Origin of the sequence: Pontimicrobium aquaticum, from assembly GCF_005047595.1 — a bacterium.
GTDB classification, from domain to species: Bacteria; Bacteroidota; Bacteroidia; order Flavobacteriales; family Flavobacteriaceae; genus Pontimicrobium; species Pontimicrobium aquaticum.
Genome location: NZ_SUPL01000004.1, coordinates 31,499 through 51,564, shown reverse-complemented (window position 1 = coordinate 51,564; position 20,066 = coordinate 31,499). Strand labels below are relative to the sequence as shown.

Here is a 20,066-nt window from a genome sequence, read left to right as displayed (position 1 = left end):
TATGGACTTTATGAATGCTTATTTTTCAGCTCCCATATAAATAGAGTTAAAAATTAATTTATAGGTGCCTCTTGGTTGCCCTCTAAATTGAGGTCTGAAACCAAACAATACAATGTCACCAGTACCATGAGGAATATGCATCATAGCACTCTTGTTTTTTAAATAACGATCTTCACCCATTGCCCAGCCACTCATTAATAAATCTTTATCGGCATATTTAGCAACTTCAATAACATTAGCTTCAGGAGCATCAGCAATATTTTCGACTCCACCTTCGCCTGATTTACGTTGTGTTACTTTTTGAAATGCACGACTTCGGTTAAAGGAAGCTGCAACTTCATCCATCATACCATAAGCTAATGGATTTTTTGTATCAACTTTCATTCTAATTAGTGAGCCAGGAATAAAAAAGTTACTTGACGATAAATTAGAGATAACATTACGTACAGGAAGTCCTAATTGTTCTATAGCTAAATCACTTGCCGAATCAAAGAAAATAACAGCACCACCAGATTTAGCATATTGGTCTATTTTTGCCATTCCATCTAAACCAATGCCTCCAGTAAATTTTTTAGGCATAGAGTTTTCGCGATACCCATGTAAAATACCGTTTGAACTTTGTGAAGGGAAAATAATAGCACTGTATTGCGATAGTTTTCCATTTTTTATGTCTTTATTATGTAATGTATCAATATCAAACTCAAATTGCTCTAAAACCCATCTAGTCCAGCCTTCATCCATATTAGCTTGCCAAGACTTGTAAAGTCCTACTTTAACTTTATTTAGTTCTTTAAATTTTGATTTATCTACATTAGTTACACCTTCAAAATCGAGTCCTAGTTCTTTACTAAGCTTTGTAAGGTCATTTTTTAAACTCTTTTTTCCACTAACAAGAAATGAACCAGCTGAATAATTGTTATAATCTGTCTTTAATTGAGAAACTTTATAACCAGCTTTTTGAAGCCTGTTTATAGCTAGTGCACTTAAGTTATCTTTATTAGAAAACATAAAACTACCACTACCATTTACAGAACCCTCATCATAGCTTAGTTTAGACGTGATTGGAGTTGTATTGGTGTTAAATGATTCATTAACTCTATCAACTGTTACTCCCATTTGCATTGGCAAAGTCCAACCTGCTAAATCGTATGGAGGTTGTGGTGGTCCGCCTGGATATAAAAATTGATCTGGATAATTTTGCTTTTCCATCAAATCTGTTAGGTAAGGTCTAAACGCCTGAGCTCCATAAAGAATTATTGAACCAGCTTCATAATTTTTTTCACCAACACTAAAACCAGAAGTTGCTTTATGAGCTTCAAGACCACCTTGCATTAAAATATTTGTAAGATTAATTGCTTCACTAGGATTCCATTGGTCTTTTGGGATGATGTAAGCAAATGCTTCATCTGTATTTTCTATGGCATCTTTTCCCATATCGTAGATGTTGTATAAAAACTCATCTTTCTTGTCAGCAGCTAAATCTAATACAGCCATAGACGCAGTTAGCATATAATCTACAGCATCTCTAAAGTGGGATTCACCTCCTTCCCAAGGGTACGGATAAAATATTTCGGTACCATTAGATGGTTTTCCACCAACATTTTTAGGTTTTTTCTTTGGATCGTAAAAACGTGGTGTAGGTGTAGCGTGAGCAACTTCTGTTAAAATTCCTATTTGATTATGATAATAAGGAGTTGTTCTCATACCTCCATTCCAAAACATACTAAAAGAGGTGCCTGAGATTACTCCAGGCATTTTTTTCATAGCAAATCTATTTGCCATAGCTGTACCAACAAGATTAACTCCAGTGGTAACACCTGGATGAATATTTGGGTTAACAGGACTTCTAAAAGGTGGTAAAAATATTCTAGCCCAAGCTGGCGATGTTTGGTGATGGTTATGAACTATTTGTGGATACCATTGATTGTATAAAACTGTGGTTGCAGCTTTGGTTTCTGGCATATTATTCATGAACCAATCTCTGTTGTTATCGTGTCCTACGTACTTTTGATAAAGTATTGGAGGTCCAGTAGTTTCGTAGGGTGTACCTAGATTTTTCTTATACCAATCTACTACAATATCCACACCATCCGGATTTATTACTGGTACGACTAAGGTTACAACATTATCTCTAATTTTTTTCATTTCATCAGATTCTTCTGAAGCAATTCGCCACATAAGTTCCGAGGTCATTTGTGCATGAGCACGCTCTGTAGCATGCATACCACCATCAAACCAAACAATAGCTTTTCCTTCGTAGGATAGTTTTTTAGCTTCTTCTGGTGAGATTCTTGCGCGAGATAGTTTTTCACTTATAGTTCGCCATTTCTCGAGAGATTTTATGTTTTCTTCACTTGAAATAAATAGTAGTTTTATTGGACGTCCCATGACTGATTTTCCTATATCAATCATTTGAACTCGATCTGTCGAGGCAGCTAGTTTTTCGTAATATTCTAGCATTTGATCGTAATCGGCTAGCTTATAATCAGCGCCAACTTCAAATCCAAAAACATCAGAAGGCTTTGGTATTTGTGCATTAAGAGATAGGTTTGCCAAGAAAAAAAGGCAAAACAATAGACGAAATAAATTCTTCATAAGGTTGGTTTAAATGGTTATGCTTAATGTAAAGCATAAATTTAGAAATTATTTGCTACTAATTAAGTCTTTTAACATGATAGTTTTTAATTGAATTAAATCATTAAGTTTTCAACATCTTTTAGTTTTGGAATACAAGTATTCCAATTAAAAACATCTTTTATTTTAACTCTAAAAGTGTCTAAAGCAGAAGGTTCACCATGTACTAAATACACTTTTTCAGGTATATTTTTAATGTTGCTCATCCATTTTATTAAATCGTCTTGATCAGCATGTGCTGAAAGACTTTCTATGTGTTTAATAGAGGCTTTAACAGGATAGTATTTGCCAAAAAACTTAATTTCATGTGCACCCTCAAGTAATTGTCTTCCACGAGTACCTTCGGCCTGATAGCCTACTAACATAACTGTTGTTGAAGATTCATCTATTAGTTGTTGTAAATAGGTAAGTACTCTTCCTCCGGTAACCATTCCGCTGCCTGCAATGACTATTTTAGACCTTTTATCATCTATTGTTTCCCAGGTTTCCTTGTATGATTGAACAATGTTTACATGATTACACATAGCATTATATTCTGTATTTGACAATTTGTGCCATTTTGGAAAGCGCTTAAAAATGGAAAGCACATTTGTTCCCATTGGACTATCTATAAAAATTGGAATATTTGGAATTTTATTCTTTTTGTAAAGTTTCCATAGAATATACATAAGGGTTTGCAGTCGCTCAACTGCAAAACTCGGTATTATTAAATTACCTTTTTTATGAATGATTCCATTAATAGTTCCTGCTAATAAATCTTCAACATTTTCTTCAGGATGTAATTTATTACCATAAGTACTTTCTATAAACAGGAAATCTGCCCATTCTGGTGTTTTAGGGTCGTCAAGTAGATAATCATCCCATCTACCGACATCTCCTGAAAATACAAAGCGTTTGCCATTAATATCTAACTCAATAAATGTGGCTCCAATAATATGTCCATTGTATTGGAAACGAAAAGAAATATGCTCTGTTAAAATGGTCCATTTATCTTCTATGGAAACCTCAAATAATTTAACACTAGTTTCAGCTTCCTTAATTGTGTAAAAAGGAAGTGCAGGGTTGTGCTTAGTATATTTTTCTTTATTTGCTTTTTCGGCTTCTTCCTCATGAATTTTAGCACTATCCTTCAAAATAATTTCAGCAACAGCCAATGTTGGTGGTGTTCCAATAATTTTTCCATTAAACCCTTGTTTTAATAAGCGAGGTAAATAACCAACATGATCCAAGTGCCCATGAGTTAATAAAATTACATCGATAGATGCTACATCTATTGGTAGGTCATTCCAATTAAGTTCTCTTAGTTCTTTTAAACCTTGAAACATACCACAGTCAATTAAGATGTTTTGCTCGGAAGTTTCAATAAAAAACTTGGACCCAGTAACCATTCCTGAGGCTCCCAAAAAATGTATTTTAGCAAGTTTTTCCATTTATTTTTGGTTTTGTAAGGTGCAAAGTTGTGATATTTCATGAAGTATTTTTTCTTTTCTAATATCTGAAACACCTAAGTGGTCTAAATAAAATTTATCTTGAAGTAGCTCTCTACACAACACAACATCTCTACTTAGTAAAAACTGTTTTTCACGGTTTGTAAGTAGTGTTGAAACGGTAATTGGGTATAAGCCTAAGGCATCGATTCTTTCTTTTAAGCTATAGTTTTTAGGGTAATCCCAACTTAATAAGTATAAGCCACAACAATTGCCATATTGTAAAGCGTCTTCAGTAAATCTGGTGTTTGTTACAACCCAAGCTTTAGTTAATGTAGAGTTGGTTTTTTTGTCACCATTCCAATATGCTTTTATATCATTATATCTAGAATTTATGTAAAGCGGAATTTTTACATTACAGCTAAGACCTTGTTCACTATGAAATTTGCATTCTATTAATGTTGTTTCTCCATTATTGGTTGCAATGACATCTACTTCATGCTTTACACATTCACCTTGTATAATAGATCCCACTTCGGTGTCGTAACCTGAATATTTCAAGATGGCACTAATAAATCTTTCAAACGGAAAGCCAGTTGGTCCTAATTCGTAAATAGCTTTTTTTAATTTGTATTTAGAGGCTAGATAGCTTTTCTTTTTCTTTAGCAAAGCAAAGGCTCTATTATATATTTCTTTTGTTGAAATACCTTGATATAATTCATCACGTACCTTATCAATAATTTGATCAATAGTCTCTTTGTCGGCACCTGTACGCTTAAGTGATGCTCTTAGTTTGTCTAGTGAAAATTTTACTTTTTCACCAGATGATTTCATTATTTCAAAATCTTTGTTTTTCATTTCAACTATTTAATAATCCAGTTATTTGACTAAATATAATAATTATGAAGTAACCTAATAAAAATCAATAATAAAATGACTTATATCAGTTATGCAATTCAGTTTTTACTTTCTCTTTTCTACAACTTTTTGTTATAGAGTTATGTAACTATTGTTACGCTTGTTTGGTAACAATGGTTACTATAGCTATACCATTGAGAAACTAAATTTGCAGTATTAAAAATTATAGTTAATGAAAAAGTATACATACATATTAAGTTTAAGTTTTTTATTGGTATCGCTTCTTGTACAAGGACAAGAGGTAGTACCCATTTCAAAAGCAGAAGTCTTATCAAAAGTATCAGAAAACAATATTTCAATAAAGATTTCTAAGCAGGAATATTTTAAAGCAAAAGCCGACTTTAGGCAAACCAATGCTGTGTTTTTACCAAGCATAACAGCAAGTCATACCGCTATGGCAACTACAAATCCATTAATGGCCTTTGGCTCTAAATTGAATCAGGAAATTTTAACACCATCTGATTTTAATCCAGACCTTTTAAACAATCCAAACCAAGTTGAAAATTTTGCAACCCGATTTGAAATACAACAACCATTAATTAATGTAGATGGCATGTACCAACGTAAAGCTGCCAAGTCTAAAATGGAAGCTCAGGCATTGCAAATAGAGAGAACTTCAGATTATTATACACTTGAAGTAGAAAAAGCATACATGCAATTACAGCTTGCCTATAAAGGCATTGAAGTACTAGAAAAAGCTTTAGAAACTGCCAATGAAAACAAGAAATTAGCAGATAACAGCTTTAAACAAGGGTATTTGCAAAGAGCCGATGTTTTGTCTGTTGAAGTTAGAGTTAGTGATATTAAAAACCAGTTGCAATCAGCCAAAAGTAATGTGGAAAATGCATCAAATTATTTGTCGTTTTTAATGAACGATTCAAACAAGGTTATCTATAAGCCATTAGATAGTTTACAAATAGTGAGCTTTAATAACATAAATTCAGAAACAATTTCTGAAGAGCGTTCAGACATTAAAGCAATGCAATTAGCATCTAATGCTTATGACGCTATGAACAAAGCAGATAAAATGTCGTTTTTACCTAGGCTAAATGCTTTTGGAAGTTACGAGTTATACGATGATCAAATTTTTCAAGGAGATGCTAGTGGATACGTTTTTGGAGCACAATTAAGTTGGAACATTTTAGATGGAACTAAACGCTTTGGGAAAGCACAAAAGAGTAAAGCTGAATTAGAAAAATCTAAACTGCAATATCAGCAGTATGTCTCTAAAAACCAATTAGAATTAAACAAAGCAAAACGCATGTTGACTGATGCTGAAAATAGATTAAATCTAACAAAACTTGCCTTAGAACAATCAGAAGAAGCACTAAGAATAAGAACAAATAGATACAAAGAAGGTTTAGAAAAAACAACCGATTTGTTATCGGCAGAAACTCAATATTTACAAAAGCAACTAGAATATTACCAAACTATTTTTGAATATAATTTCACACAAGCATACTTACAATTTTTAACTAAAGAATAATTACTACAATGAAAAAATATACATACTTAATAGCATTAATAACAATGTCTTTACTGCTAACTAATTGTGGAGGAGAAGAGACTAAATCAAATGCAGATAATTCGCCAGCTATACAAGTGCAGGTAAACAAAGTATCTGAAGTAAAAAATAATTCGTTTTTAGCAGCTAGTGGTAAAATACAATCTGTAAATAGTGCAGATTTAAGCACTAGAATGATGGGTTATGTAAGCAAAGTTCATGCAAATGTAGGTGACAAGGTAGCTAAAGGGCAACTTTTGGTTTCAATAAATAATGCCGATTTACAAGCAAAAAAAGCTCAAGTAAATGCAAGTATTACAGAAGCAACCGCAGCATTTAATAATGCACAAAAAGATTATAACCGTTTTAAAAACTTGTTTGCAGATAACAGTGCTTCACAGAAAGAGTTAGATGATATAACTGCAAATTACGAAATGGCAAAAGCACGTTTAGAAGCTGCTAAGCAAATGAAAAATGAAGTTAATGCTCAATTTGCATATTCTAATATTACAGCACCTTTTTCTGGTGTAATTACATCTAAAACAGTTAAGCAAGGTGATATGGCTAACCCAGGACAACCATTGTTATCAGTTGAGTCCCCTAGAAATTTTGAAGTTATAGCCATGGTGCCAGAAACCGAAATATCAGAAATTAAAAATGGTAGTACTGTTGATGTTTTAGTAAAGTCAATTAATAAAACCTTGAAAGGGAAGGTATCAGAGATAAGTACTTCAGCAAAACATACTGGAGGACAGTATTTAGTAAAAATAAATTTAGATGAAGCTGAAGCTAATGTTTTAGCAGGCATGTTTGTAACTGTTCAGTTTCCAGTAGAGAATGCATCTGCTTCAGAAATGGTTTTAATTTCAACTGAAGCCATTGTAACTAATGGTCAGTTATCAGGAGTTTATACTGTAAGTCAAAGTAATACTGCCTTACTACGTTGGTTACGATTAGGAAGAACGTATGGAGATCAAGTCGAAGTATTATCTGGCTTATCTGCCAATGAATCGTACATCGTTTCAGCTGATGGAAAGCTCTATAATGGTGTAAAAATAACTATTCAATAATTATAAAATTATGAAAGAAGGTTTAGCAGGAAAAATAGCTAAGAGTTTTATAAGCTCAAAGCTTACAGTGCTCTTAATGATTGTATTTATGGTTGTTGGAGTATATAGTTCATTCTTAATTCCTCGAGAAGAAGAACCACAAATAGATGTGCCTATGGCAGATATTTTTGTAGGTTATCCAGGAGCAAGCCCAACAGAAGTAGAGTCTCGAGTTATTAAGCCATTGGAAAAACTAATTTCTAATATTAAAGGTGTTGAGTATGTCTATTCTACCTCTATGAAAGAGCAGGGAATGGTTATCGTACAGTTTTATGTAGGTGAAGACATTGAGCGCTCGTTTGTAAAGTTATACAACGAGATTAATAAGCACATGGATATTATGCCACAAGGCGTCACTTTTCCATTAGTAAAAACACGTGCCATTGATGATGTGCCAATGTTAGGATTGACACTCTGGAGTGAAAGTTATGATGATTTTCAGCTTAATCAAATTGCTCAGGAGCTTATTAGTGAGATAGAAAAAGTTAATGATGTATCTATAACTAACAAAATTGGAGGTAGAAACCGACAATTGCGGGTGGTTTTAGATAAAGATAAATTAGCTTCTAGCGGTTTAGATTTTCTTACCGTTGCAGAAATGATAAAAGCTAATAATGCTCAATTAAACTCAGGGAGTTTTGATAAAAATGACACTGAATTTCTAGTAACTACAGGAACATTTTTAGAAACCATAACAGATGTAGAAAATTTAGTAGTTGGTGTACAACAAAATCAGCCTATTTATTTAAAGCAAATAGCTAAAATCATTGATGGTCCAGAAATCCCAAATAAGTATGTGTCATTAGGTTTTGGAGCTGCAAGCGAAAAATCTCAAACCTATAATTCTGAATATCCAGCAGTAACCATATCTGTAGCAAAGCGTAAGGGAGCAGATGCTATGAAGATTTCAGATGTAATATTAGACAAAGTAGAGCACTTAAAAACGACATTAATTCCTAACGATGTTCATGTAGAAGTTACAAGAAATTATGGAGAGACAGCCTCACAAAAAGTATCAGAATTGTTAATGCACCTTATAGGAGCCATTATAGCTGTTACACTTGTAGTGATGCTTGCCATGGGTTGGCGAGGTGGTTTGGTCGTATTTTTATCTGTACCAATTACATTCGCCTTAACACTGTTAAGCTACTACATGCTTGATTATACCTTGAACAGAATTACCTTATTTGCTTTGGTATTTGTAACAGGTATTGTGGTTGACGATTCCATTATTATTGCCGAAAACATGCATCGACATTTTAAAATGAAACGCTTGCCATTTAAGCAAGCGGCTTTGTATGCCATTAACGAAGTTGGGAATCCAACCATTTTGGCAACTTTTACAGTGATTGCTTCGGTGTTACCAATGGCTTTTGTATCCGGTTTAATGGGACCCTATATGAGTCCGATGCCAATTGGTGCCTCAATAGCAATGTTATTATCGTTATTTGTAGCATTAACTATTACACCATATTTAGGTTATATTTTCCTTCGCGAAAAAGATAAAAAAGGAACCAAGGAAAAGGTTGAAAAACCAATGGAAGAAACCTTAATCTTCAAAATTTATTCAAAATTTGAAACTCCTTTAATAGAAAACAAAATTAAGCGTTGGTTATTTTTAGGTATTACCTTTCTTTTATTAATAGGTTCTGTGAGCTTGTTTTTTACAAAATCGGTAGCTGTAAAAATGTTGCCTTTTGATAATAAAAATGAATTTCAAGTAGTCATAGATATGCCAGAAGGCACCACCCTTGAAAGAACAGGAGTTGTTACCAAGGAAATTGCACAGTACCTCTCAACAAGACCAGAAGTGGTAAACTATCAAAGTTATATTGGTACGTCAGCACCAATTACGTTTAATGGTCTTGTAAGGCATTACGATTTACGTGGTGGAAGTAATATGGCAGATATTCAAGTAAACCTTACTGATAAACATGATAGAAGTGCTCAAAGTCATGATATTGTAAAATTAATGCGTGACGATATTCAAACCATTGGAAATAAGTTTAACGCTAATGTGAAATTGGTAGAAGTACCTCCAGGACCTCCAGTATTATCAACCATTGTTGCTGAAATATATGGTCCAGATTATAATAGTCAAATAGAAGTTGCTAATGAAGTACAAAACATCTTAAAAAACACTGATGATGTTGTGGATATTGATTGGATGGTTGAGGATAACCAAATAGAATACCAATTTGTAATCAATAAGGAAAAAGCGATGTTATATGGAGTAGCACCTCAGCAAATTGCATATACCATGAATATGGCTATGTCTAATAGAGCCATTACAACATTGTATGATGAGGATGCTGTTAACCAAATTGGATTGATTTTAGCTTTAGATGAAAAGGAAAAATCGACTATTACAGATATTTCACAATTAAAAGTTGTCTCGAAACAAGGCAATATGGTTCCAATTGCAGACTTGGTTGATATTCAGCAAAACATTAAGGCTAAGAGCATTTATAGAAAAAACCAGAAACGAGTTGTGTATGTATTGGCAGACATGGCTGGAGCCCTAGAAAGTCCTGTATATGCAATTTTAGGTATGGAAGAAAAACTAAAGGCAATTAACCTTCCGGAAGGTTACTCTATGAACGAGTTATATATAAATCAACCAGAGTTTGAAGACGATTATACTGTGAAATGGGATGGTGAATGGCAAATTACTCTTGAGGTATTTAGAGATTTAGGAATTGCATTTTTAGGAGTTATCATCATTATTTACATTTTAATTGTAGGTTGGTTTCAAAACTTTAAAGCACCAGTTGTAATGATGGTAGCTATACCGCTTTCGTTGGTAGGTATTGTATTAGGCCATTGGATTATGGGTGCTTTCTTTACAGCAACATCCTTTATAGGTATGATTGCATTAGCAGGTATTATGGTAAGAAATTCGGTTTTACTTATTGACTTCGTCAATTTACGTCTAGACGAAGGCGTACCATTAAAGCAAGCAGTAATAGAAGCTGGAGCCGTTAGAACGACGCCAATTTTATTAACAGCAGGAACCGTTGTTATTGGAGCATTTGTCATTTTATTTGACCCAATATTTCAAGGGTTAGCCATTTCTTTAATGGGTGGAACTATTGTGAGTACTGTACTAACCTTGTTGGTTGTACCACTAGTATATTATATGATTGAACGTAAAAAGTATAAATAAAAATGAAATTAGTAATTGTAACAGTAGTAGAAGAGTTTCAAGATGTAGTTTTAAAACTTTTCAAAAAAGCGAATATAGAGAGTTTTAGTAGTTCGGATATTGATGGTTATAAAAACATTCCATCGGTATTAAAAACATCGAGTTGGTTTCCGAGTGAAAAAGGAGGAAATGAATCGAGTATGTTTTTTTCATTTACTGATGACGAGCATATTGATGCTTTGTTTGAATTGATTAAAGCTTTTAATGAAAATTTAGAGACAAATAATCCTATGAAAGCGATTGTTGTTCCAATAGAAAAATATATTTAACCTTAATAAATAATTATCATGCTAAATACATATTTTAGAACAATTGTTGGTACTATGGTACTGTTAAGTGTAGTACTAACTGTTTATGTGCATCCTAACTGGATGTGGTTTACAGTTTTTATAGGAGTAAACTTAATACAGTCAGCATTTACAAAATGGTGCTTGTTAGAAACTATTCTTGTAAAATTAGGTGTGAAGAAAGAAGGATCTGGCTGTTCGGTAAATTAATCTTAAACACTGCTTTTTAAAAACATAAAACCCTTTAATTTATTAATTTTAAAGGGTTTTTTTATTAGTTGTTGATTGAGTTTTTTAATCAAAAGGAATTGCATTATTAGTTTTCTTCTTTCAATAATGCTTCAGCTTTTGTAATGCTATTATTAATCATGTCTTTCATGATATTTACTTTTTTTTCCTCTTCTATAAGTAAAACTTCTTTTTCTTTACTTAAGGTTTTACCTTCTAATATTTCATCTCCATCAAAGCGCTCTCCAAAGCCTTTCATCCAATCCATCATATAAGTATGTGCTTCTTCTAAATCATCTTTTGCAGCTTTGTATTGCATTCCTATCTCAGTACTGTCTACTTTTGGTTCCAACTGGCTAATAAGCCTGCCTATAGTTCCCATTTTTGGCATTACTTCATCATGAACTGCAATAACACGTTCCATACGGGTTAACTCTTTGGTCTCATTTTCTGTATTTTTACAAGATGTGACTACTGTTATTAATACTGCTAAAAGGATGATGGCTTTTTTCATGTTCAATTAATTTACATTAAATATATTGCAAAAATACTGCTGATTATGATTAATTCAAACTTTAAGTAAGTGGTTTTTTTTATTTACAATGCATATATGCATTTTAAGTCGTTTTCTTATAACTCCAAACAGCCAATCCATTCATTATAAGAGCATATGAAAAGGTTTTCAATAACTGCGGAAGAATATCTATAAATCCAGAACCTTTAAGCATCACCATTCGCATCACTTCAACAAAATATTTGATTGGGTTGAATTCAGTAATCATTTGAGCCCATTTAGGCATGCTTTCAATAGGTGTGAACAAACCACTCATTAAAATAAAAATCACTGTAAAAAACCAAGCAATAAACATGGCTTGTTGTTGTGTTTCCGTAAAGTTTGAAATGAATAAACCAATCCCTAAAACCACCAAAATATAAATGGATGTGTAAACATACATAAGTGGCAAGCTACCAACCATAGGTACATTAAATATGAGTTTGGCAATAATTAAACCTATGGTTAATAAACCCATACCAATAACCCAAAACGGAAAGAGTTTCCCTATAATAAACTGGCTTTTCTTGATGGGTGTCACGTTGATTTGCTCTAAGGTGCCAATTTCCTTTTCCCTAACAATATTCATACCTGATAAAAACAAGGTAATCATAGTTACCAATAAAACTAATATGCCTGGAACCATAAAGGTTTTATAATTGAGCGTTTCGTTATACCAAAACAACGGAATAGTATCTATGTTGGATGCTTGTATTTGTTGATCTGAAGGCTGCAGTAAATCAACTTTTACATGTTGATTAAACCGTTGAATAATTTGTGACACATAAACGTTCATGACACCAGCAGCTGCACCATCAATGGCATTAATGGTTACACCTAAACGGTGGTGTTTTTCGTTTTGTAAATCGCGTTCAAAATACTGCGGAATTTCTAAAACAACATCTACTTCACCTTTTAACATGGCTGAACTTGCTAAGGCTTCCGAAGGAAAATCAGTTAAGACATTAAAATACGTTGAGGCATTAAATCGTTCTACCAATGCCCTTGATGTTGATGTATGGTCGTTATCGATATACCCAAATTTGATATTCTTGACCTCAAATGTCGCTGCATTAGATAAAATGACGAGTTGGAGTAGTGGTAACACAAAAATAATAGGAAGCATCCCTTTATTTCTAAAGATTTGCTTGAACTCTTTTTGGATGATGTATAGAATGGTTTTCATTACTCCAGTCTTATTTTATATTTCTTCACACTTAAGGCAATAAAAAACACGGTCATGCCCAATAAAATCATCGTTTCTTTCCATATAAATTGTAATCCTACACCTTTAAGCATAATACCTTTAATAATGATGATAAACCATTTAGCAGGAATGATATTGCTAATTACTTGCAATGGTAACGGCATACTGGAAATAGGGAAAATAAATCCTGATAATAATATCACAGGAAGCATGAGTCCCATTAGTGAAATCATCATTGCGGTTTGTTGTGTAGCCGAAATGGTTGAAATTAAAATCCCTAAGGCTAATGCTGAAATGATAAATAAAATACTCTCCAAGGCTAATAAAAATAGGCTTCCTTCAACAGGCATTTTAAAAATGAAAACACTTAACATCACAATCACAACAGCGTTGATAATGGAGAGGAAAATATATGGAAACACTTTACCAATAATCACCTGAAAAGGTTTTAAAGGCGATACCAAAAGTATTTCCATGGTTCCTAATTCCTTTTCTCTAGTAATAGAAATTGAAGTCATCATTGCAGAGACTAACATTAAAATAATGGTCATCACACCAGGAACAAACATATACACGCTTTTTAATTCCGGATTATAAACCATACGTGTTTCTGGAATGATTTGATAGACTATAGTGATGTCTTTATTTACATCTTTTTGATACTGTTGAAGAATGGCATTAACGTAGTTACTAATAGTATTTGCGGTGTTCGGATCTGTGGCATCTGTAATAATTTGTACTGTTGCTCTGTGTTCTTTGATAAGGTTCTTACTGAAATCTTTTTCAAAATTTAAAACGGCTTTTACATGACCTTTTTGAAATACGGATTCAATATCAGCTTCTTTTTCAATGATTTGTTTGATGCTGAAATATTTTGAAGCTGAAATTTTATTGATAATTTCTGTTGTGGTAGCGTCTTTTGAATGGTCTAAAATGGCAATATCCACATTATTGATTTCATTAGTGATAGCAAAACCAAAGAGTAAAATTTGAGCAATGGGCATCCCAAAGAGGATAAACAACGAGCGTCTATCTCTAAAAATATGGTAGAATTCTTTTTTTATGAAGCCTATAAAACGTTTCATCCTCTTGCTAGTTTTAAAAACACATCGTTCATATTTTCAGCCTTAAACTGTTCTTTCAGTTTTTTGGGTGTATCTAAAGCTTCTATTTTTCCGTTTACCATAATAGAAACTCGGTCACAATATTCCGCTTCATCCATATAATGCGTGGTTACAAAAACGGTTGTACCTTGGTTGGCAGCTTTGTAAATCAACTCCCAAAACTGACGTCTGGTAATGGGGTCGACGCCTCCTGTTGGCTCATCTAAAAACACAATTTTAGGATCATGAATTAAGGACACCGAAAAGGATAGTTTTTGTTTCCAGCCTAAAGGCAATGCACCAACTAGTTTGTTAGCAACATTTTGCAAGCCTAATTCTTCAATTAAAGCATCTGATTTTTCCTTGATGCGTTTTCTGGATAAACCATAGATACCTCCAAAAAACGTAATGTTTTCTCTAACTGTTAAATCGTCATACAAGGCGAATTTCTGACTCATATAACCAATATTCTTCTTGATGTTTTCTGTATGTGTAAACACATCAAAACCAGCGACGTTGGCATTGCCAGAAGTAGGGTTTGAAATTCCAATAAGCATCTTCATTGCTGTGGTTTTTCCTGCGCCATTAGCACCTAAAAACCCAAATATTTCACCTTTATCAACCTCAAACGTAATGGCGTTTACTGCTGTAAAATCACCAAACATTTTGGTTAATCCTTCTACTTGTATGACCTTGTTGTTGTTCATTATTTTGCCAATTCCATAAAGGTGTCTTCAATAGTGGCTATTGTTTTTTCAATGTGTATGTTTGATAAGTTTCTGCTCTCTAAATACGCTTTTAAATGGTCTGGATTAAAGTCTGTTCTATTATCGGTATAATGCACAAACTCGCCAAAAGGATACACGCTGTGGTTGTGCTCATAGGCATTTAAGCTATTGATGAGCTGATACATATTATTAGCACGAACGTTATAAATTGGTTTCGGATAGTACTTTACAATCGCTTCAGGCGTATCAATCTCTAAAATTTTCCCATCTTGAATTAGAGCAATTCTGTCGCATAAAGCGGCTTCATCCATATAAGGTGTTGATACCAAAATGGTGATTCCTTTTTGTTGTAAGCGTTTAAGCATGTCCCAGAATTCCTTTCTTGAAACAGGATCAACTCCTGTGGTGGGCTCATCTAAAAACAATACTTTTGGTTTGTGTATCAAGGCACAACTCAAGGCCAATTTTTGTTTCATTCCACCAGATAATTTCCCAGCACGACGGTTTTTAAAAGGTTCAATTTGTACGTAGATATCTTTAATTAAATCGTAGTTTTCTTCAATAGTTGTTCCAAATATAGTGGCGAAGAAATCCAGATTTTCTTCAACGGTTAAATCTTGATAGAGGGAAAATTTACCAGGCATGTAGCCAACACTGTTTCTAATACTTTTGTAATCTGCAACCACATCAAAACCAGCAACGGTTGCTGTGCCTTCATCAGCAAATAAAAGTGTGGTCAAAATCCTGAATAACGTAGTTTTTCCAGCACCATCAGGACCAATTAGCCCAAAGAGTTCTCCTTCTTTAACTTCAAAAGAAATGTCTTGTAAAGCGTTTACACTTTTGTAGGATTTACTAATATGTTTTACGGAAATACTCACCAAACCTTAATTTTGAACGATAACTTTTGCCTCCATTGTTACTTTTGAATTAATGGAATTTGAGATTAAACAGGCTTTTTCTGATTTTTCTAAAATGCGTTCGGTACGCTCTGTTTTAGATGCGTCAGCAATAACTACTTCAGGAAACAACAGTACTTCGCTTATTACAAATTTGCCATCTACTTTCTCTAAAATGCCTTTTGATCTACATTTAAAACTGATGAAATCTAACTTTGAATACTCAGCAATTGCTAAAAACGTAGTCATTAAACAGCTACTTACAGCCGCAGTAAATAGATGTTCTGGTGTCCAAATGTTAGGAATTCCTTTGTCAAACTCTGGTGGTGTTGAAACTTCTATGCAATTAGCTTCATTGACCTGTTTGTTCTGAAGTTCTGGTGAACACATCATGCCTTTTCGGTCTTGTGTCCAACTTATGTTGACATTGTAACTATGTTTGTCCATTGAATTAATTTTTTGATGGTGTTATTGAAAATATGTAGTGTAAGCATTTACATTGTCAATGATACTCTGCTTTATTTTTGAAGCTTCATCAATGTCATTGGTTTTTGATAATGCGGAAACTTTCTCTATTAAAGGATACAACCAAATGTGCAGATTATCATGTGAAGCACCTTTCATAGTACACTCTTTTACTACTTTGTTTTTAACTTCATTTAATTGGTTTGCTAATTGATGATAATCGTCAATTGAAGCCGTTGACTGTGCTTTTAGTAACTCTTGCATTTTTTCTACACCTTCGGTAGTTTCAATGTTAGTTTCCCACTTTGAACCATTATTTAATTGTATGTCGTTCATCCATTGGGTGCTTAAAAGATCGGTTTGTTCTTGTAAAACTTCTTTTGAAGGAATTATGTCTTCTTGTTTTTCAGAGTTTTTACAACTTATAACCAACGCTGATATTAAAATGATAAGGGTTATTGATTTTTTCATAATGAAATAAATTAAAGGTTTATCCAAAGTTCTGCTGGCATGCCAATTTTTAAGCTTCCATCATTAACAACATCTATTTTTACAGCATAAACTAAGGCTACACGTTCTTCTTTAGTTTGAATGATTTTAGGTGTGAATTCGGCTTCAGATGCAACCCATGAAATAGTGCCTTTATAAGATTTCATAGTATCAGCATCATCAATTTTCACAGTCACCTCTTGACCAATTTTTATATTTGCCAATTGGGTTTCACTCACATACACACGCAATTGCATGGTGTTTAAATTGGCTATTTTGTACAATGGTTTTCCAAAAGCAGTAATTTCGTTAGGTTCGGCATATTTGGTTAAAACTGTTCCGTTTGTTGGATTTATGATTTTGTTCTTCTGTATCTGGTCATCAATCTGCTTTAATTGTACATCAATAGATTTGAGCTCATTAACCACAGGAGCATTTTGTATTTCCACGCTTCTAATCTGATTTTTAATCACGTCTATTTCGCCCTCAATATCATCCAATTGTTTTTGTGTTCCAGCATTGTCTTTTATTAAGTTTTCAACTCTGGTTTTGTTGGTGTTGACTGTTTTTAATTTAGCATTTAAAACAGATATTTGCGACAAAACACCTTTAGATTTAGAGCTAATTACAGCTTTAGATACCTGTAATTGCTCACGTTTTAATGTCAACGGAATGGTATCGATATAACCTATAAATAGGTCTTTTTCAATAACATCGCCTTCATTAACATCAAACTGCATTAACTTTCCGTTATTTTCAGCCGAAATTGTTATTTCTGTTGCTTCAAAATTTCCATAACCATCTGCTTTTCCATTGGAATCGCTACAGGAAAACAAGCTTATTGCTATAGCACTTATTCCTAATATATAGTTGTAGTTTTTCATGTGTTTATATTTATTGTCCTTTAATGACATTGTAATTTGCTTTTGCGAGTTGTAACTGGATTTTATGTCTTACCAATGTGTTTTCGTCTTCGTATAAATTGGTCAATTCTGTAATATAAGCCGAAGACGTAATCACACCATTTTTAAGTTGTGAATCTGCGGTTTGTAAGACTTCTTTTCTAAGATTAATGATAGCTTCATCTGATGTGATAAAGCCTTCTATTTTCTCTATTTCCTTTTGCTGTTTGTTGAGTTCAATGTTGGTGTTAAGTTTAAACGCTTCGGTTTCGGTATCTATAATGTCTTTATTAATGGTTAATGATTTGCGTTGCTTGTTTTTTGAATTCCAGTTAAAAACATTCCAATTCAATTTAACACCAACCGTATAAAAAGCTTGAAAGGAATTATCTAGCATATTCAATCTAGGATTGCCATAACCACCTGTTACAAAACCGAGTAGTTTTGGCGCATTTAGTTTTGAGATTAAGGTTTCTGATTGTGATATTTCTTCTTTTTTAAGTTGGAACAACTCCAATTCTGGTCTGTTTAAGTCATTCTGCAACTGAGTTTCAATAAGCGGATTTTGAAATAGGGTAGAAGCTTCCAATGGTTTTTTGATTAAACTTGAAAGTGTTTCTATAAGTGCAGCCTTATTACTATCTAGTTCCTGAAATTGTTGACTAATTTTCAATAATTCAGCTTCCAATACTTTATCTGAAGAGGGTAAAATAACACCGTATTTTATGCCAGAAACCACTTCTTTAAGCTTTGCTTCCAACTGTGTTTGTTTGGCTTTTAATAACAACTCTGATTCCTGAGCCAGTAAAATAGAGAAATACAGTTGATTGATTTGTTGTTTTAGCTGATACAAACTAACCTCAATCTGTTTTTGTTTGGTTTTAAGTTGTGCAGATTTTACGTTCAAAGACGCATCTGTTAAGCCTCCATTATAAATCAATTGGTTTGCCGATAACGTGGCGCGGTATTGATCTTTATTTAATGGCTCAATATTGGAATTAGGAATAGGCACTTCAATCACATCTGATTGGTAGGTTGCTTGCGCATCTAAATTTAGCTGTGGTAATTTTGCAGTAGAAATAACTTCAGCATCCAACTCATACTGTGTTTCAAGGAGTTGTGACTGCTTAGCTAAAGGATAGTTTTGAATTGCCAAATTATAGCATTCTTCAATTGTGATACGTTGTTGCGCATAACCTGTAAACGTTGCTATGCTTATTAAAATGAGTATTAAGCGTTTCATTTTATGTGTGCTTTATAGCATTGATAATAAAATTGGCTACTTCGGTTTTACGGTTTTCCATAAGTTGTTTGTAGGCTTTATCGCTAACATTGGCAAATGCCATTACCAAAGGTTTTGCCACAAATGGAAAAATATTAAGAGCCAAAATATTAATGAATAGTTGTTCACCACTTATAGGTTTGATGATGCCTTTGTTTGCTTCCTCATCAACTTGTTTCTTGAATTTTTCAAGGTTGGGAAATCCTTTATTGTCTTTAATCTTTAGAATAAAATCTTGATTCCTATTTAATTCTTGAATAATAAAATTTGGTAAGTAAGGATGCTTAATGATGAATGATATATAGTTAGAAGTGAAATTTTTAATCTTATCTTCAATAGTGGAGTCATCATTTAAAATCGCATTTAATTGAGGTGCTAATAATGAGAATGCATTCTTAAAAACTGCTTCAAACAGCAATTGTTTACTTCTAAAATAATAGTGAAGCATGGCCTTGTTAATACCAGCTTTATCAGCTATTTCCTGCATACGCGCACCATCCATACCTTTAGATTGAAATATGCTTTTTGCTGCATTTAATATCTGTCCTTCTGTGTTTTCGTCTCTTGTTTTCGTCATAACCAACTATTTAGTTTAACCATTTGGTTAACAAATGTACAAAATATTTATTTACTTGTCATTTATAAGAAATAAAATATATTATTTATTGCTGAGTAAACGACTTTGCTTTATTTCTTTTTTAATGCTTTTAATTAAGCTAAAAAGGGTTGTTTTTAATACTCTATACTCTATTATAAAGTCATTAATTTCAACAATTAAACGACGATGCTCATTCTTATAATCTGCTTCTTCTTTTGGTTGATCTATACCATCAACCATAATTTTTAAATCGTTTTTATGAGTTTTTACATACTTAATAAGTAAATCGGTTTTTTTTTGTAGCTTACTTAATGTATCAATTATTGTCTTACTCTCTTTAAAGTGCTTTGAATCTATGAGTTGTAATGTATAAGACTTGATTAGGTCATCAAAAAATAATTGTTCATTTTTCATGAATTCTAAGTCTGACAACCATTCAATTGAGTTTTTATGCATTGTTTCGGCACTTAGCCACTCAACATATTTTGTACTAGTTTGTGTTGTTTTCATAATATTTGTTTAAAATAA

19 protein-coding genes are annotated in these 20,066 nt (G+C 33.0%); 5 read left to right on the top strand and 14 right to left on the bottom strand.

Annotation, left to right across the window (positions count from 1 at the left end; all coding sequences use genetic code 11):
- Positions 1-18: 18 nt before the first annotated feature.
- The 3 genes from E5167_RS08000 to E5167_RS07990 all read right to left on the bottom strand — a co-directional run bounded on the left by E5167_RS08000 (position 19) and on the right by E5167_RS07990 (position 4,919).
- A complete protein-coding gene (locus tag E5167_RS08000; RefSeq protein ID WP_136842876.1) occupies positions 19-2,595 on the bottom strand; it encodes a M14 family metallopeptidase in 2,577 nt (858 codons plus the stop codon).
- Between the two features lie 95 nt (positions 2,596-2,690).
- Entirely contained in the window at positions 2,691-4,064 is a 1,374-nt protein-coding gene (locus E5167_RS07995; protein ID WP_136842874.1) for an MBL fold metallo-hydrolase RNA specificity domain-containing protein, read from the bottom strand.
- A complete protein-coding gene (locus E5167_RS07990) occupies positions 4,065-4,919 on the bottom strand; it encodes an ATP cone domain-containing protein (RefSeq protein WP_136842872.1) in 855 nt (284 codons plus the stop codon).
- 232 nt (positions 4,920-5,151) lie between these two features.
- Here E5167_RS07990 and E5167_RS07985 point away from each other — a divergent pair, with 232 nt between their 5' ends.
- Genes E5167_RS07985 through E5167_RS07965 form a run of 5 tightly spaced genes read left to right on the top strand, consistent with a single transcriptional unit; the run spans position 5,152 to position 11,294 of the window.
- Positions 5,152-6,465 (top strand): TolC family protein, encoded by a 1,314-nt coding sequence (locus E5167_RS07985; protein ID WP_136842870.1) that lies wholly within the window; start codon positions 5,152-5,154, stop codon positions 6,463-6,465.
- 8 nt (positions 6,466-6,473) lie between these two features.
- Positions 6,474-7,553, top strand: coding sequence for an efflux RND transporter periplasmic adaptor subunit (locus tag E5167_RS07980; protein WP_136842868.1), 1,080 nt, complete (start codon positions 6,474-6,476; stop codon positions 7,551-7,553).
- 10 nt (positions 7,554-7,563) lie between these two features.
- Complete coding sequence (locus E5167_RS07975) at positions 7,564-10,758, top strand: efflux RND transporter permease subunit (RefSeq protein ID WP_136842866.1); 3,195 nt, start codon at positions 7,564-7,566, stop codon at positions 10,756-10,758.
- Between the two features lie 2 nt (positions 10,759-10,760).
- Positions 10,761-11,066 carry a hypothetical protein gene (locus E5167_RS07970; protein ID WP_136842864.1) on the top strand — a complete coding sequence of 102 codons (306 nt, stop codon included), beginning with the start codon at positions 10,761-10,763 and terminating at the stop codon, positions 11,064-11,066.
- Positions 11,067-11,084: 18 nt separating this feature from the next.
- Complete coding sequence (locus E5167_RS07965; protein ID WP_136842862.1) at positions 11,085-11,294, top strand: YgaP family membrane protein; 210 nt, start codon at positions 11,085-11,087, stop codon at positions 11,292-11,294.
- Between the two features lie 106 nt (positions 11,295-11,400).
- Here E5167_RS07965 and E5167_RS07960 read toward each other — a convergent pair whose 3' ends face one another.
- The 11 genes from E5167_RS07960 to E5167_RS07910 form a co-directional block, all read right to left on the bottom strand.
- Positions 11,401-11,826 carry a hypothetical protein gene (locus E5167_RS07960; RefSeq protein ID WP_136842860.1) on the bottom strand — a complete coding sequence of 142 codons (426 nt, stop codon included), beginning with the start codon at positions 11,824-11,826 and terminating at the stop codon, positions 11,401-11,403.
- A 103-nt stretch (positions 11,827-11,929) separates the two neighbouring features.
- Positions 11,930-13,051, bottom strand: a complete 1,122-nt coding sequence (locus tag E5167_RS07955) for an ABC transporter permease (RefSeq protein ID WP_136842858.1) — start codon at positions 13,049-13,051, stop codon at positions 11,930-11,932.
- The gene (locus E5167_RS07950) at positions 13,051-14,157 is read right to left on the bottom strand and encodes an ABC transporter permease (protein WP_136842856.1); all 1,107 of its coding nucleotides are present in this window, start codon (positions 14,155-14,157) and stop codon (positions 13,051-13,053) included. Before E5167_RS07950 ends, E5167_RS07955 begins: the two co-directional genes overlap by 1 nt.
- On the bottom strand, positions 14,154-14,882 hold the full coding sequence (locus E5167_RS07945; RefSeq protein WP_136842853.1) for an ABC transporter ATP-binding protein: 729 nt from the start codon (positions 14,880-14,882) through the stop codon (positions 14,154-14,156). Before E5167_RS07945 ends, E5167_RS07950 begins: the two co-directional genes overlap by 4 nt.
- Entirely contained in the window at positions 14,882-15,784 is a 903-nt protein-coding gene (locus E5167_RS07940; protein WP_136842851.1) for an ABC transporter ATP-binding protein, read from the bottom strand. Before E5167_RS07940 ends, E5167_RS07945 begins: the two co-directional genes overlap by 1 nt.
- Before the next feature lie 6 nt (positions 15,785-15,790).
- On the bottom strand, positions 15,791-16,249 hold the full coding sequence (locus tag E5167_RS07935) for an OsmC family protein (RefSeq protein ID WP_136842849.1): 459 nt from the start codon (positions 16,247-16,249) through the stop codon (positions 15,791-15,793).
- A 21-nt stretch (positions 16,250-16,270) separates the two neighbouring features.
- The gene (locus E5167_RS07930) at positions 16,271-16,738 is read right to left on the bottom strand and encodes a hypothetical protein (protein ID WP_136842847.1); all 468 of its coding nucleotides are present in this window, start codon (positions 16,736-16,738) and stop codon (positions 16,271-16,273) included.
- A gap of 11 nt (positions 16,739-16,749) precedes the next feature.
- Positions 16,750-17,640, bottom strand: coding sequence for an HlyD family secretion protein (locus tag E5167_RS07925; RefSeq protein ID WP_136842845.1), 891 nt, complete (start codon positions 17,638-17,640; stop codon positions 16,750-16,752).
- Positions 17,641-17,650: 10 nt separating this feature from the next.
- The gene (locus E5167_RS07920; RefSeq protein WP_136842843.1) at positions 17,651-18,901 is read right to left on the bottom strand and encodes a TolC family protein; all 1,251 of its coding nucleotides are present in this window, start codon (positions 18,899-18,901) and stop codon (positions 17,651-17,653) included.
- Between the two features lies 1 nt (position 18,902).
- Positions 18,903-19,517 (bottom strand): TetR/AcrR family transcriptional regulator, encoded by a 615-nt coding sequence (locus E5167_RS07915; RefSeq protein ID WP_136842841.1) that lies wholly within the window; start codon positions 19,515-19,517, stop codon positions 18,903-18,905.
- A gap of 81 nt (positions 19,518-19,598) precedes the next feature.
- Positions 19,599-20,048 (bottom strand): hypothetical protein, encoded by a 450-nt coding sequence (locus tag E5167_RS07910; protein WP_136842839.1) that lies wholly within the window; start codon positions 20,046-20,048, stop codon positions 19,599-19,601.
- Between the last annotated feature and the right edge of the window lie 18 nt (positions 20,049-20,066).